Below are 14,286 nucleotides of genomic sequence, written 5' to 3' on the forward strand. Positions count from 1 at the left end.
CACCCCATGTAAAAATTTCTCCAGTCAAATTTGGAGAACGGCCATGCATTCAATTCCATCCAGCCCCACCACCCGCGTCGATGCCTGGGCCGTCAGCAACAGCCATTGCCAGGCGCGCTACCAGATCCTCGCCGAAGCCGAGCCCGATGTGCTGTGCCGGATCCTCAATTTCTTCGCCTTGCAGTTTTTGGTGCCGCAGCAGGTGACCGTGATGCGCGACGATGACCTGCTGAACATCGACGTAGTGATGGATGGCCTGAGCTGGCACCGCGCCCAGGTGATCGGCGAAAAACTTCGTAACCTGATCAGCGTGTGCTCGCTGGAACTACAACCCGTTGAATCCACAAGGCTACAAACCGTGCAGGCGGTGGCTCAGTAAAAACCGGCAATAACCCGCTGGGCGACAGCGACCAGGATCGGACTAGCCTTGGCGCTGCTGCTTCAAACCGCCCAGGAAACCGCCATGTCCGCTGTGCCAGAACACCAGGATCGCAGGCTTTGCCTCGACGATCTGCTGCCCGCCCTTACCACCCACGGTTTGCTCGACACCGCCCTGGCCGAGCGCTTGCGGCGCACATCGGCCAATGGCTTGCATCCGCTGGAGTTTCTCGCCGGCCAGTCACTGCCTGATCCCGCCAGGCCCGGCCTATTGCTGTGCCTGGAACGGCTGACGGAGTGGCTCGCCCGTCAGGTGGGGCAGCCCTACCTACGCATCGACCCGCTGAAAATCGATGTCGCGAGCGTGGTGCCGCTGATGTCCCACGCCTTCGCCCAACGCCACCATATCCTTGCCGTCGCCGTTGACCGCGACAGCGTGACGGTAGCCAGTGCCGAACCGTACCTGCGTGAGTGGGAAACAGGCCTGGCCCATGTGTTGAAGCGCCCGATCAAGCGCGTGGTAGCCAACCCCGAGGCGATCCGCAGTTGCACCCAGGAGTTCTTCCGCCTGGCCAGGTCGGTCAACGGGGCCGACCAGACCAACCCCATGGCGACCGCTGCCGAGCAACTGCTCAGGCTCGGTGCCGGTGAGCAGGAACCAGACGCCAACGACGCGCACATCGTCAATATTGTCGACTGGCTGCTGCAATTTGCCTTTGGCCAGCGCGCCAGCGATATCCACATCGAACCGGGCGCCGACCAGGGCCGCGTGCGTTTGCGTATCGATGGACTGCTGCACGATGCCTATCAGTTTCCGTCCCAGGTCACCACCGCCGTGGTCAGCCGCCTGAAAAGCCTTGGGCGGATGAATGTCGCCGAAAAGCGCAAACCCCAGGATGGCCGGATCAAGACCAAGACGCCCGCGGGGATCGAAGTGGAACTGCGCCTTTCGACCCTGCCCACGGCCTTCGGCGAGAAGCTGGTGATGCGGATTTTTGATCCACAGGTGCTGCTCCAGGACTTCCAGCAACTGGGGCTTTCGGCCGATGACTTGCTGCGCTGGCGGCAAATGACCGGTCAGGCCAACGGCATCATCCTGGTCACCGGCCCCACCGGGTCAGGCAAGACCAGCACCCTCTACAGCACCCTGCGACAGCTGGCGACCCGCACGGTCAACCTGTGCACGGTGGAAGATCCAATCGAGATGGTGGAACCGGCCTTCAACCAGATGCAGGTCCAGCACAATATCGACCTGACCTTCGCCAGCGGCATCCGCGCGCTGATGCGCCAGGACCCGGACATCATCATGATCGGCGAGATCCGCGACCTGGAAACCGCTGAAATGGCGATTCAGGCGGCCTTGACCGGCCACCTGGTGCTCTCGACCCTACATACCAACGATGCCCCCAGCGCGATCAGTCGCCTGCTGGAACTGGGCATCCCCCACTACTTGATCAAGGCCACATTAATTGGGGTCATGGCCCAGCGTCTGGTGCGGCGGTTGTGCCCGCACTGTAAAAGCCCGGAGGCACTGAACCAGGACGATTGGCGCAGCGCCACCCAGTCCTGCACGCCGCCCCCCGCCAGCGTCTACCGGGCCAATGGCTGTGCAGAATGCCGGGACAGTGGCTATCGCGGACGCATCGGGGTTTACGAGATCATGCTGATGAATGACGCTGCCAGGAACCTGGTCTGCGCCGAAACTGACCTGCAGGCATTGCGCCGCCAGGCGCTCAAGGACGGCATGCACAGCCTGCGATTGTCGGGCGCCCACAAGGTTGCGGCGGGGCTGACCACCCTGGAAGAAGTCTTACGGGTCACCCCCTCCAACGAGTAAACCGTTCTTATCTGCGACAAGCCCGTTACAATCGACAGACTTCGCGTACCGCCACCACCAGACAAGGAATCGTTATGCAGATCGGAACAGTGCTTCTCCTCTTCGTAGGCTTGGCCATTGCCATCCTGTTCATGGGCTTCAAAGTCGTGCCCCAGGGCTACCAATGGACGGTGGAGCGCTTCGGCCGCTACACCAACACGCTCAAGCCTGGCCTGAATATCATCATTCCGGTGATGGACCGCATCGGGCGCAAGATCAACGTGATGGAAAGCGTGCTGGATATTCCGCCCCAGGAAGTGATCACGGCCGATAACGCCACGGTGCAGATCGACGCGGTGTGCTTCTTCCAGGTGGTGAATACCGCCCAGGCGGCCTACGAGGTCAACAACCTCGAACATGCGATCCGCAACCTGCTGCAAACCAACATCCGTACGGTGCTCGGTTCCATGGAACTGGACGCCATGCTCAGCCAGCGCGACGGCATCAACGAGAAGCTGCTGCGCACGGTCGATGAAGCCACCGCGCCGTGGGGCATCAAGATCACCCGCATCGAGATCAAGGACATCAGCCCGCCTGCCGACTTGATGGCCGCCATGTCCGGCCAGATGAAAGCCGAGCGGATCAAGCGTGCCCAGATCCTCGAAGCCGAAGGCCTGCGTGCCTCCGCCATCCTGACCGCCGAAGGCAAGAAGCAGGCGCAGATCCTCGAGGCCGAAGGGGGTCGCCAGGCTGCGTTCCTGGAGTCCGAGGCCCGTGAGCGTCAGGCTGAAGCCGAAGCGCGCGCCACACAGGTGGTATCGGAGGCGATTGCCACCGGTAACGTGCAGGCCATCAACTACTTTGTCGCGCAGAAATACATCGATGCGCTGGGCAAGCTGGCCTCGGCCAACAACAGCAAAGTGATCCTGATGCCGCTGGAAGCCAGCCAAGTCATTGGCGCGGTGGGCGGCATCGGCGAAATCGTCAAGGCCACCTTCGACAACAAGAAAGCCTGAGGCTCGCGCCATGTGGGAATTCCTGCAACACCTGTCGTTCTGGGATTGGCTGGCGCTGGGCACCGTGCTGCTGATTCTCGAAGTGTTTGGTGCCGGCGGCTATCTGTTGTGGATGGGGATCGCGGCGGCAGCGGTTGGCGTGCTCAAGTTCCTGATTCCAGGGCTTGGGCTGGAGCTGCAACTGCTGCTGTTTGCGGTGCTGTCGATCCTGACGGCGGTGTACTGGTGGAAGCGCCAGCGCAGCAGTGCCAAGGCCAGCGATCAGCCGGGCCTGAATATGCGTGGTTCGGAGCTGATTGGCCGCACCTTTGTGGTGCATCAGGCGATTATCGATGGCCGGGGCAAAGTCAAGGTCGGCGATGGCGTGTGGATGGTCACCGGGCCTGATGCGCCTGTAGGGGCTCAAGTACGGGTGATTGGCCAGGAAGGCGTGATTCTGCGGGTCGAAACTGTTTAGTCAGCCATGGAACTAGGCTGGGTTATCTACAATCAAACTGTTCAGATAACCCAGTCGGAGTCACCCATCATGCGTCTCAAATATGCTGTCGCCACCCTCGCCGTGCTTTCCCTCCCAGTTGGATCGGCCATGGCCGACAGCTTCTGGCGTAATGTCATCTCATCGGGCGCCACCACCGGCTCCACGTACCTGACCTTCAAGGACCACAAGCTGGTAGTCGCCGCCCAGGACGACGCCGGTAGCTTCGTCGCCAGCGACGGCGGCATCCGTGGCCCTTACCTGGAAGCCGCCATGCAGAAAGTGCGTGCCGACAACCCAGGCCTGAAGGCCACTGACATGGAACTGGCCAACGCCATCCTGGCGAAGAACGCCATCGCCGCCGAGTAAACCGGGCACAAAAAAGCCGCTTCAAAAGCGGCTTTTTTGTGCCCGTCGTTCGACGATTCGTTCACGGATGACAGGCTATATTCAGTTACCCCGTGCGACGATGCCGGGGTTGATATGAGCTTTTATTCTTAGTTCTTCTTAAAACGGATGCTTTCAACGTCATGAGCCAACTGCCTTTCCTGCCGTTTTCAAAACCGACCATTGATGAAGCCACTATCGCGGCAGTCGGTGAAGTGTTGCGTTCCGGCTGGATCACCAGCGGGCCCAAGGTGCAGGCGTTCGAAGCACAATTGTCGGAATATTTTGGCGGCCGGCCGGTGCGCACCTTCAACTCCGGCACCTGCACCATGGAGATTGCCTTGCGCATCGCCGGTGTCGGGCCGGGGGATGAAGTGATCACCACGCCGATTTCCTGGGTGGCAACGGCCAACGTGATTCTGGAGGTAGGCGCCACGCCGGTGTTTGCCGATATTGACCCGGTGACCCGCAATATCGACCTGGCCCAGGTGGAAGCCGCCATTACGCCGCGCACCAAGGCGATCATCCCGGTGTACCTGGCCGGCCTGCCGCTGGACATGCCGATGCTCTATGCACTGGCCAACAAATATGGGCTGCGGATCATCGAGGACGCCGCCCAGGCATTGGGCTCCAGTTGGGATGGCCAGCGAATTGGCGCCACGGGGGATTTTGTCTCGTTCAGCTTCCAGGCGAACAAGAACATCACCTGTTCCGAAGGCGGCTGCCTGGTGTTGAACAACGCTGAAGAAGCGCGCCTGGCGGAGAAATACCGCCTGCAAGGCGTAACCCGCAGTGGGTTCGACGGGTTGGACGTGGATGTGCTGGGCGGCAAGTTCAACATGACCGATATCGCCGCCGCCATCGGCCTGGGCCAGTTTGCCCATCTCACGCAGATCACGGCCCATCGCCAGGCACTGGCCCGGCATTACTTCGAGTGCTTGGGCAGCGATTTCGAGGCAACGTACGGCGCACAACTGCCGCCTGCGGACTTTGAAAACAGCAACTGGCACCTGTTCCAACTGGTTCTGCCCGAGCGTTCGGATGGCCTGCCGGCCCGCGCTACGTTCATGGAGCAGATGCAGGCCCAGGGCGTGGGCATTGGCTATCACTACCCGCCGATCCACCTGCTGAGCCTGTATCGGGCACAGGGGTTCAAGGAAGGCATGTTTCCGGTTGCGGAAAGCGTCGGGCGCTTGATTGTGTCGTTGCCGATGTTTACGGCGATGACCAAGGCGGATGTGGAGCGGGCTGTTGCGGCGGTGAAGCAGGTGCTCAAGCCCTGACCGTTGCAGGAGCCGGCTTGCCGGCTCCTGCAGAGGACGGTGTTATTCGCCGATGGCGGCTTGGTAGCCAGCGGCATCCAGCAGTTTTTCCAGTTCGGCGGTATTGCTTGGCTGGACCTTGAAGATCCAGGCCTCGTAAGGCTTTTCATTGAGCGACTCAGGGGCATCGGCCAACTCCTCGTTGACCGCAATCACTTCACCCGAAACCGGCGAGTAGATATCCGAAGCAGCCTTCACCGATTCGACTACGCCTGCGGCGTCGCCCGCGGCGAACACCTTGCCCACTTCCGCCAACTCAACAAAAACCACATCACCCAACGCTTCCTGGGCGTGATCGGAGATCCCGACGGTCACGGTGCCATTCGCTTCCAGGCGTGCCCATTCGTGGCTTTCGGCAAAACGCAGTGCGGCAGGGATATCGCTCATAGTCTGTGTCCTCAAAAAGAAATGTCAGCGGCCATTGGCCTGCCGCAAAAGGTTAGATCAAGGTCTTGCCATGGCGCACGAAGGTCGGCTTGACCACTCGCACCGGGTACCACTTGCCGCGAATCTCTACTTCCGCGCGGTCAGCGGTTGCCATCGGTACACGCGCCAGGGCAATGGATTTACTCAGCGTAGGAGAGAAACTACCACTGGTGATCTCTCCTTCGCCAACATCGGCGATACGAACCACTTGATGAGCGCGTAAAACCCCGCGTTCTTCCAGCACCAAACCCACCAGCTTGAGCTGCACTCCGGCGGCCCGTTCAGCCTCCAGGGCGGCACGCCCGATGAAGTCGCGGCCCGCGGGTTCCCAGGCGATGCTCCAGGCCATATTGGCGGCCAAAGGTGACACATTCAGGTGGATATCCTGGCCGTAGAGGTTCATGCCGGCCTCAAGGCGCAGGGTGTCACGCGCACCCAGGCCGATAGGCGAGATGCCCGCGCCCACCAGGTCGTTGAAAAAGCCCGGGGCCTGGTCGGCGGGCAGGACGATTTCCAGGCCATCTTCGCCGGTATAGCCTGTGCGTGCGATAAACCAGTCGCCGTCGGCGCGGCCCTCGAAAGGCTTGAGCTGGTGGATCAGCACGCCGCGAGACTGGGTGACCAGCTCGGCAATCTTGTGCCGGGCCTGGGGCCCCTGGATCGCCAGCATGGCCAGGTCCGGGCGCTCATGCATCAGCACCTGATAGCTGCCCAACTGGGCCTGCATCCACGCGATATCCTGGTCGCGGGTGGCCGCATTGACCACCAGCCGGTAACCGTCTTCGGTGCGGTAGACAATCATGTCGTCCACCACCCCGCCCTGCTCGTTGAGCATGGCGCTGTACAGCGCATGGCCGCAGCCATGCAAACGATCGACATCATTGGCCAGCAAGTACTGCAGCCACTCCCTGGCCTGGTGGCCTGAGATATCGATCACGGTCATGTGGGAAACATCAAACACCCCGCAGTCACGGCGCACCTGATGGTGCTCCTCGACTTGCGAGCCGTAGTGCAGAGGCATATCCCAACCGCCAAAATCGACCATTTTCGCGCCGAGGGCGAGATGCAGGTCATACAGAGGCGTACGCTGTCCCATGGGTTTCTCCTTCCGGGCGTGGCGAAGGTGCGGACGGTTGCCGTTCGGGCTACACACCTTGAAATACAAGGCCTGCAGCCACAATCAGCCACCCTGCCCGGAAGACGGGCCGCACCGAATGCCGCGCATTGTAGCCTCAAGCCGTAGGACTGACACCTAACCGATTCGTCGCGCCGAACGTCGGATCAAGCCGATGACCGGCAACAGGCCGACCAACACCAGGGTCAGGGCGGGCAACGAGGCACGCGCCCACTCGCCCTCGCTGGTCATCTCGAAGATGCGTACCGCCAGCGTGTCCCAGCCGAATGGGCGCATCAGCAGGGTCGCGGGCATTTCCTTGAGCACATCGACAAACACCAGCAAGGCCGCGCTCAAGGTGCCAGGCAGTAAAAGTGGCAGATACACTTTGCAAAACAGTCGTGGCCCACTGACCCCCAGGCTGCGCGCTGCTTCCGGCAAGGACGGGCGGATGCGCGCCAGGCTGTTTTCCAGCGGGCCATAGGCCACCGCCAGGAAGCGCACCAGATAGGCCATCACCAGCGCCGACAGGCTGCCCAGCAGCAAAGGTTTGCCAGCGCCGCCCAGCCAGCTGGAAACCGGAATCACCAACTCGCGGTCCAGATAGCTGAAAGCCAGCATGATCGACACCGCCAATACCGAACCCGGCAAGGCATAGCCCAGGTTGCCCAGGCTGACCCCGGAGCGGATAGCCCGGGTCGGCGCCAGGCGGTTGGCGAAGGCCAGCAGCAACGCCACGCTGACGGTGATCAGCGCGGCCATGCCGCCCAGGTAGAGGGTATGCACGATCAGCCCGGCATAGCGCTCGTCGAGGTCGAAACGCCCGCGCTGCCAGAACCAGGCCAGCAGCTGGAGCATCGGGATAACAAAGGCACAGGCAAACACCAGAGCGCACCAGCCGGTGGCGGCGGCGGCCTTGACGCCATGCAGGTGATAGAGCGCCTTGCCCCGCGGTCGCTCGTTGCTCGGGCGGCTGGCGCCACGGGCCCGGCGCTCGCCGTAGAGCACCAGCATCACCACCAACAGCAGCAGGCTCGCCAGTTGTGCGGCGCTGGACAGGCTGAAAAAGCCATACCAGGTCTTGTAGATGGCGGTGGTGAAGGTGTCGAAGTTAAACACCGACACCGCGCCGAAGTCCGCCAGGGTTTCCATCAACGCCAAGGCTACGCCGGCGCCGATGGCCGGGCGCGCCATGGGCAGGGCCACCCGCCAGAACGCCTGCCAGGGCGACTGGCCCAGCACCCGCGCCGCTTCCATCAACCCCTTGCCCTGCGCCAGGAAGGCGGTGCGCGCCAACAGGTAGACGTAGGGATAGAACACCAGCACCTGCACGATGATCACGCCACTGGTGGAGCGCACGCGCGGCAGGCGCAGGCCCATGCCGAACCATTCGCGCAGCAGGGTTTGTACCGGCCCGGAGAAATCCAGCAAACCCACGTAGACAAACGCCAGGACATAGGCCGGGATGGCAAACGGCAGCATCAACGCCCAGTCCAGCCAGCGCCGGCCGGGGAACTCGCAGAGGCTGGTCAGCCAGGCCAGGCTCACGCCCAGCACCGTTACGCCTACCCCGACGCCCACCACCAGGGTCAAGGTGTTGCCCAGCAGACGCGGCATCTGGGTGTCCCACAGGTGCGACCAGATTTGCGTGTCGATGCTTTGCCAGGACAGCAACAGGACACTAAGGGGCAGCAGCACCAGGGCGGCGACAGTGAAGACCGGCAGGTACCAGCGGCGTTGGGCGGGGTGGGCCAAAAGGAATTCTCAAGCAGTGGATGATTCGCAGGCCTGCACAAAACACTGTGGGAGCGGGCTTGTGTGGGAGCTGGCTTGCCTGCGATGCAGACACCTCGGTTTATCAGCGATACCGGGGTGATGCTATCGCAGGCAAGCCAGCTCCCACACAAGCCGCTCCCACATTAATTAGAACTGCGGTGTGCTACAAATTGTACTCAGTTCCAGCCCGCACGATCCATCAGGCGAATCGCCTCGGCCTGGCGCTTGCCCGCCACTTCCACCGGCAGGGTGTCCGCCTTGAACTTGCCCCAGCTCGCCACTTCAGCCGAGGGTTCTACCGCAGGGTTGGCCGGGAACTCCTGGTTGACGTCGGCAAAGATCTTCTGCGCCTCAGGCGTAGTCATCCACTCCACCAGAGCCTTGGCGGCTTCCGGGTGCGGGGCGTACTTGGTCAGGCCGATGCCCGACAGGTTGACGTGCACGCCACGGTCGCCCTGGTTCGGCCAGAACAGTTTCACCGCCAGTTTCGGGTCCTGCTTGTGCAGGCGGCCGTAGTAGTAGGTGTTGACGATACCCACATCGCACTGCCCGGCGTTGATTGCCTGCAGTACCGCAATGTCATCGGAGAAGACGTCGGTGGACAGGTTATTGACCCAGCCCTTGATGATTTCTTCAGTCTTTTCTGCGCCATGGGTTTCGATCAGGGTGGCGGTCAGCGACTGGTTGTAGACCTTCTTCGCGGTGCGCAGGCACAGGCGGCCTTCCCATTGCTTGTCGGCCAGGGCTTCGTAGGTGGTCAGCTCTGCCGGCTTCACGCGGTCGGTGGAGTAGGCGATGGTGCGCGCCCGCAGGCTCAAGCCCGTCCAGGCATGGCTGGAGGAGCGATATTGTGCAGGGATGTTGGCGTCGATCACCTTGGAGGTGAAGGGTTGCAGAATGCCCATCTGCTCGGCTTGCCAGAGGTTGCCACCATCGACGGTCAGCAGCAGGTCGGCGGTGGCGTTCTGACCTTCGGCCTTGATGCGCTGCATCAGCGGCGCTTCCTTGTCGGTGATGAACTTCACCTGCACCCCGGTTTTCTTGGTGTAGGCGTCGAACACCGGCTTGATCAACTCGTCGATACGAGAGGAGTAGACCACCACTTCGTCAGCCGCCTGGACGGTGGTGCTGGCGATAAGGGTGAGTGCCAGGGCAGTCAGGAGGCGCTTGGGTGCCAACATAGGTGCGGTCTCTCGTAGGAAAAGTGAGCGCAAATGATAAGGACTCACATTTAGCATCTCAACCAAACACTGGGCGCAGGCGTTACGAGATGTTGCATGGGAAGAATTTACCCTGCGGCAACCGGCCTCATCGCCGGCAAGCCGGCTCCTAGCGGGAACGCACTCAGGGCTTGGCCAGGTCCGGCAGGTCGCCGGTCAAACCCAGCGCCTGACGCACGAACAGCGCCTTGGCCTCGGGCATTTGGTCGACCATTTTCAGCCCGGCATTGCGCAACCAGCGCAACGGCAGCTGGTCGGCCTGGAACAACCGTTCAAAGCCCTCCATCGCCGCCATCAGCGCCAGGTTGTGCGGCATGCGCCGGCGCTCGTAGCGACTGAGCACCTTCACATCTGCCAAGCGTTCACCGCGCTCGCACGCCTTTAGCAGCACCTCGGCCAACACCGCGGCGTCGAGGAAGCCCAGGTTCACGCCCTGCCCCGCCAACGGGTGAATAACGTGGGCGGCATCGCCAATCAGCGCCAGGCCTTCGGCGACGTAGCGCTTGGCGTGGCGCTGGCGCAGCGGTACGCACAGGCGTGGGTCGGCACTGACCACGCTGCCCAGGCGGCCCTCAAAAGCGCGCTCCAGTTCACCACAGAAGCTTTCGTCGTCCAGGGCCATCAAGCGTTCGGACTCGCTCGGCGTGGTCGACCAGACGATCGAGCACCAATCTTCCTGGCCATCGCGCACCAGCGGCAGGAACGCCAGCGGGCCATGGTCGGTGAAGCGCTGCCAGGCCGTACGCTGGTGCGGCTGGCTGCTGCGCACGCTGGTGACGATGGCGTGGTGCAGGTAATCCCATTCGCGTGTGGCGGTGCCGGTCAGGCGGCGCACGGCCGAGTTGGCGCCGTCGGCGGCGATCACCAGCGGCGCGCGCAGGGTGCGGCCATCGGCCAGGGTCAGCAGCCAGTCATCGCCGGAGCGGCGCATCTGCTCCAGGCGTGCATTGGCCAGCAGGCCCAGGTCGCAGTCGTGCAGGCGCTCAAGCAGGGCGTCCTGGACCACACGGTTTTCGACGATATGCCCCAACACCTCGGCATGCACACTGGCCGCCGAGAAGTGGATCTGCCCGGTGCCGCTGCCATCCCAAACCTGCATTGCGCCGTAGGGGCTGGCGCGGCGACTGGCGATGCCGTCCCACACGCCCAGGCGTTCGAGGATGCGCTGGCTGGCGGCCGACAAGGCGCTCACCCGCGGTTCAAACGGAGCATCGGCGTCAAATGGCTTGACGCTCAACGGGCTGCCGTCGAGCAGCAGCACTTGCAGACCACTGCCCTGCAACGCCAGCGCCAGGGCGCTTCCGACCATTCCGGCCCCGACAATCAGCACATCTGCGCGCATGTCCATGCTTTATGCCTGTTTCGCTGGCGGCTTGCGCCGCACGTAAAGGGTTTTGTCGACTCGCGCCACCAGGGTGCCGGAACCGTCGTAAATCTGCACCTTGAGGTGCGGCAAGTATTTCTCGCCGCCCTCGGTCTGGCGTCGCACTTCATCGAGCAAGGCCTGGTCGATGGAGAATTCGGCAAACACCGGGCCTTTGCCCGGCGAGATGAAATCGATGCTCGCCGCCTTGTCCCAGACGATGTAGTCGCGGCCCAGGTTCTCCATCAGCATCAGCATGTAGAACGGGTCGACCATCGAATACAGGCTGCCGCCAAACTGCGTACCGACGTAATTGCGGTTGTACCAGCCCAGGCCCATGCGCACCTTGGCGTGACAAAAGTCGGCACTCAGGTGCTGGACCCGTACCCCGGCGCCGAGGTACGGCGGGTACAGGCTCAAGAACCACCGTAACAACCGCGCCTTGCCCAGGCGCTCCGTCAGCCACTTACGCATCGGGGCGCGTGCCCAGGCCCATGGCCTGCCGGGCGAACCAGCGTTTGGCCGGCGGCAGCAGGTCCAGGCCCAGCAGGCCGAGGTTACGGCCCATGGCGACCAGCGGTTGGCCGCTGCCGAACAGGCGGGTGACCTGGTCGGAGAAGCCCACGGTCAGTTGTTGATCCAGGCGCTGGCGTTCGCGGTAGGTCTGCAAGGTCGCCAGGTCACCCGGCACGGCGGGCCCGGACAGCAACGCCTCGGCCAACGCATAGGCATCGCGCAGGGACAGGTTGAAACCCTGGCCGGCAATCGGGTGCAAGCTGTGGGCGGCGTTGCCCAGGACCACCAGGTGCGAGCGCACTTGCTCCTCGGCCTCCACCAGCGTCAGCGGATACAAGTGGCGCGCGCCGACCTGTTTCAGGGTGCCCAGGCGATAGCCAAACACGCCCTGCAACTCGCTGAGGAAACTGCGCTCATCCAACTGCGCCAGGCGCTGGGCGTCCATGCCGACGCGGGTCCAGACCAGCGCGCAACGGTTGTCCGCCAGCGGCAGCAAGGCCATCGGGCCTTCGTCGGTGAAACGCTCGAACGCCTCGCCGTTATGGGCTTCGCTGGGGGTGATGTTGGCGATCAGGGCACTCTGGTTGTAAGGCCGTTGCTTGACGCCAATGCCCAACTGCTCGCGCAGCCCGGAGCGGCCACCATCGGCCAGTACCGCAAGGTCGCACTCAATGACGGTTTCATCGTTGAGGGTCAGGCGGTAGCCATCGGCCAGCGGTTCCATGCGGCTGACTTCGGCGGGGCAGCGCCAACTGATCACGTCTTTGTCCAGGCCTTGCCACAGGCACTGCCCGAGCCAGGCGTTTTCCACCACATAGCCCAGGGCCGGTACGCCCTCTTCAAGGGCCGACAAGCGTGCGGTAGAGAAGCGCCCACGGTCGGAAACATGGATTTGCTTGATCGGTTCGGCACGTCGGGAAATGTCTTGCCACACACCCAGGCGCTGGTAGATCTGCCGCGCGCCAAAGGACAGCGCCGAGGAACGCGCGTCATAGCTCGGCTGGTAGCTGTCGCCGGGGGCGAAGGGTTCGATCAGCACGATTTTCCAGCCACGGGCTTTGGCCCCGGCCTGCAATGCCAAGGCCAGGCTGGCGCCCACCAGGCCGCCACCGATAATCGCCAGGTTGACCCGGCTCATCGGGCGGCCGCCATCAGTGCTTCAATCTCGGCCACGGTCTTGGGTACGCCACCGGTCAGAATTTCACAGCCTTGCTTGGTCACCACCACGTCATCCTCGATGCGCACGCCTATGCCACGCCATTTCTTTGCCACGTTCTGGTTGTCCGGGGCAATGTAGATGCCCGGCTCCACGGTCAGGGCCATGCCCACTTCCAGCACCCGCCATTCGCCGCCGACCTTGTACTCGCCCACATCATGCACATCCATGCCCAGCCAGTGCCCGGCGCGGTGCATGTAGAACGCCTTGTAGGCTTCGCTGGCGATCAACTCGTCCACATCACCCTGCAACAAGCCCAGCTTCACCAGCCCCGCGGTGATGACTTGCACCGTCGCCTCATGGGCCTGGTTCCAGTGCTTGTTCGGCGCGATCTGGGCAAAGGCGGCGTCCTGGGAGGCCAGCACAATTTCGTAGATCGCCTTCTGCTCGGCCGAGAACTTGCCATTGACCGGCCAGGTGCGAGTGATATCGCTGGCATAGCAGTCGATTTCACACCCGGCGTCGATCAACACCAGGTCCCCGTCCTTGAGCAGCGCGTCATTCTGCTGGTAGTGCAGGATGCAACTGTTGCGCCCCGAGGCGACGATGGAGCCATAGGCCGGCATCTTCGCCCCGCCCCGGCGGAATTCGTAGTCCAGCTCGGCTTCCAGGCTGAACTCATGCAGCCCGGCGCGGCTGGCCTGCATCGCCCGGATATGGGCCGCACAGGAAATCCGCGCGGCTTCGCGCATGACCTTCACTTCTGCGGCGGATTTATACAGGCGCATGTCGTGCAGCAGATGATCCAGGGCAACGAATTCGTTCGGCGGCTGCGCACCGAGGTGCGCCTTGGAGCGGATCACGTTGATCCACTCCATCAGGTGCCGGTCGAATTCGGCATTGCTGCCCATGGCCGAGTACACCCGGTCGCGGCCTTCGATCAGGCCGGGCAGGATGTCGTCGATATCGGTAATCGGGAACGCATCGTCGGCGCCGTATTCGCGAATCGCGCCTTCGGTGCCAGCGCGCAGGCCGTCCCACAATTCGCGCTCGGCGTTGCGTTCACGGCAGAACAGCACGTATTCGCCGTGAATGCGCCCAGGCATCAGCACAATCACCGCTTCGGGCTCGGGGAAGCCGCTCAGGTACTGGAAGTCGCTGTCCTGGCGGTACACGTGCTCGACATCACGGTTGCGGATCGCCACGGCAGCGGCCGGCAGGATCGCGATGCTGTTGGGTTCCATCTGCGCCATGAGCGCCTTGCGGCGGCGGGTGTATTCCGCTTTGGGGATATGGATCATGGGCAGGTGGGTTCCCTCTC

The 14,286-nt window shown here is 62.8% G+C and carries 14 protein-coding genes; 6 read left to right on the plus strand and 8 right to left on the minus strand.

The genetic code is table 11. The annotated features are described in order from the left end of the window. The first annotated feature begins 43 nt into the window (after positions 1–43). The 6 genes from HBO05_RS18880 to HBO05_RS18905 all read left to right on the plus strand — a co-directional run bounded on the left by HBO05_RS18880 (position 44) and on the right by HBO05_RS18905 (position 5,355). Positions 44–379: a hypothetical protein gene (locus HBO05_RS18880; RefSeq protein WP_170057565.1), complete on the plus strand. Its 336-nt coding sequence runs from the start codon at positions 44–46 to the stop codon at positions 377–379. 84 nt (positions 380–463) lie between these two features. After that, entirely contained in the window at positions 464–2,215 is a 1,752-nt protein-coding gene (locus HBO05_RS18885; protein ID WP_172313705.1) for a GspE/PulE family protein, read from the plus strand. A 74-nt stretch (positions 2,216–2,289) separates the two neighbouring features. Further along, positions 2,290–3,210, plus strand: coding sequence for an SPFH domain-containing protein (locus HBO05_RS18890; protein WP_027608388.1), 921 nt, complete (start codon positions 2,290–2,292; stop codon positions 3,208–3,210). Between the two features lie 10 nt (positions 3,211–3,220). After that, positions 3,221–3,667 (plus strand): NfeD family protein, encoded by a 447-nt coding sequence (locus tag HBO05_RS18895; RefSeq protein ID WP_169954999.1) that lies wholly within the window; start codon positions 3,221–3,223, stop codon positions 3,665–3,667. A gap of 69 nt (positions 3,668–3,736) precedes the next feature. Beyond that, a complete protein-coding gene (locus HBO05_RS18900; RefSeq protein ID WP_057440438.1) occupies positions 3,737–4,054 on the plus strand; it encodes a DUF2388 domain-containing protein in 318 nt (105 codons plus the stop codon). A 161-nt stretch (positions 4,055–4,215) separates the two neighbouring features. After that, positions 4,216–5,355 carry a DegT/DnrJ/EryC1/StrS aminotransferase family protein gene (locus HBO05_RS18905; protein WP_172313707.1) on the plus strand — a complete coding sequence of 380 codons (1,140 nt, stop codon included), beginning with the start codon at positions 4,216–4,218 and terminating at the stop codon, positions 5,353–5,355. A gap of 42 nt (positions 5,356–5,397) precedes the next feature. Here HBO05_RS18905 and gcvH read toward each other — a convergent pair whose 3' ends face one another. From gcvH to pepP, 8 genes are all read right to left on the minus strand, one after another. Then, positions 5,398–5,781 carry a glycine cleavage system protein GcvH gene (gene gcvH / locus HBO05_RS18910; protein ID WP_172313709.1) on the minus strand — a complete coding sequence of 128 codons (384 nt, stop codon included), beginning with the start codon at positions 5,779–5,781 and terminating at the stop codon, positions 5,398–5,400. Between the two features lie 52 nt (positions 5,782–5,833). Further along, entirely contained in the window at positions 5,834–6,916 is a 1,083-nt protein-coding gene (gene gcvT / locus HBO05_RS18915) for a glycine cleavage system aminomethyltransferase GcvT (RefSeq protein WP_170042112.1), read from the minus strand. Positions 6,917–7,072: 156 nt separating this feature from the next. After that, a complete protein-coding gene (locus HBO05_RS18920; protein WP_172313711.1) occupies positions 7,073–8,689 on the minus strand; it encodes an iron ABC transporter permease in 1,617 nt (538 codons plus the stop codon). Between the two features lie 197 nt (positions 8,690–8,886). After that, a complete protein-coding gene (locus HBO05_RS18925; protein ID WP_169955004.1) occupies positions 8,887–9,891 on the minus strand; it encodes an extracellular solute-binding protein in 1,005 nt (334 codons plus the stop codon). Positions 9,892–10,054: 163 nt separating this feature from the next. Further along, positions 10,055–11,272, minus strand: a complete 1,218-nt coding sequence (locus tag HBO05_RS18930) for a 2-octaprenyl-3-methyl-6-methoxy-1,4-benzoquinol hydroxylase (RefSeq protein ID WP_172313893.1) — start codon at positions 11,270–11,272, stop codon at positions 10,055–10,057. Between the two features lie 9 nt (positions 11,273–11,281). Beyond that, positions 11,282–11,767, minus strand: coding sequence for a DUF4442 domain-containing protein (locus HBO05_RS18935; RefSeq protein ID WP_169955005.1), 486 nt, complete (start codon positions 11,765–11,767; stop codon positions 11,282–11,284). Continuing rightward, positions 11,760–12,947 (minus strand): 2-octaprenyl-6-methoxyphenyl hydroxylase, encoded by a 1,188-nt coding sequence (ubiH, locus tag HBO05_RS18940; RefSeq protein ID WP_172313713.1) that lies wholly within the window; start codon positions 12,945–12,947, stop codon positions 11,760–11,762. The genes HBO05_RS18935 and ubiH overlap by 8 nt, the downstream gene beginning before the upstream one ends. Next, positions 12,944–14,266 carry a Xaa-Pro aminopeptidase gene (gene pepP / locus HBO05_RS18945; protein ID WP_169955007.1) on the minus strand — a complete coding sequence of 441 codons (1,323 nt, stop codon included), beginning with the start codon at positions 14,264–14,266 and terminating at the stop codon, positions 12,944–12,946. Before pepP ends, ubiH begins: the two co-directional genes overlap by 4 nt. Positions 14,267–14,286 lie beyond the last annotated feature (20 nt).

This window comes from Pseudomonas sp. WS 5079, from assembly GCF_012985465.1.
Classification (GTDB): domain Bacteria; phylum Pseudomonadota; class Gammaproteobacteria; order Pseudomonadales; family Pseudomonadaceae; genus Aquipseudomonas.

Excerpts from the sequence above, each read along its gene's own strand:
- HBO05_RS18880 (WP_170057565.1), top strand. The coding sequence starts at position 44 with ATGCATTCAATTCCATCCAGCCCCACCACCCGCGTCGATGCCTGGGCC.
- HBO05_RS18885 (WP_172313705.1), top strand. The coding sequence starts at position 464 with ATGTCCGCTGTGCCAGAACACCAGGATCGCAGGCTTTGCCTCGACGAT.
- HBO05_RS18890 (WP_027608388.1), top strand. The coding sequence starts at position 2,290 with ATGCAGATCGGAACAGTGCTTCTCCTCTTCGTAGGCTTGGCCATTGCC.
- HBO05_RS18895 (WP_169954999.1), top strand. The coding sequence starts at position 3,221 with ATGTGGGAATTCCTGCAACACCTGTCGTTCTGGGATTGGCTGGCGCTG.
- HBO05_RS18900 (WP_057440438.1), top strand. The coding sequence starts at position 3,737 with ATGCGTCTCAAATATGCTGTCGCCACCCTCGCCGTGCTTTCCCTCCCA.
- HBO05_RS18905 (WP_172313707.1), top strand. The coding sequence starts at position 4,216 with ATGAGCCAACTGCCTTTCCTGCCGTTTTCAAAACCGACCATTGATGAA.
- gcvH (WP_172313709.1), bottom strand. The coding sequence starts at position 5,781 with ATGAGCGATATCCCTGCCGCACTGCGTTTTGCCGAAAGCCACGAATGG.
- gcvT (WP_170042112.1), bottom strand. The coding sequence starts at position 6,916 with ATGGGACAGCGTACGCCTCTGTATGACCTGCATCTCGCCCTCGGCGCG.
- HBO05_RS18925 (WP_169955004.1), bottom strand. The coding sequence starts at position 9,891 with ATGTTGGCACCCAAGCGCCTCCTGACTGCCCTGGCACTCACCCTTATC.
- HBO05_RS18930 (WP_172313893.1), bottom strand. The coding sequence starts at position 11,272 with ATGCGCGCAGATGTGCTGATTGTCGGGGCCGGAATGGTCGGAAGCGCC.
- HBO05_RS18935 (WP_169955005.1), bottom strand. The coding sequence starts at position 11,767 with ATGCGTAAGTGGCTGACGGAGCGCCTGGGCAAGGCGCGGTTGTTACGG.
- ubiH (WP_172313713.1), bottom strand. The coding sequence starts at position 12,947 with ATGAGCCGGGTCAACCTGGCGATTATCGGTGGCGGCCTGGTGGGCGCC.
- pepP (WP_169955007.1), bottom strand. The coding sequence starts at position 14,266 with ATGATCCATATCCCCAAAGCGGAATACACCCGCCGCCGCAAGGCGCTC.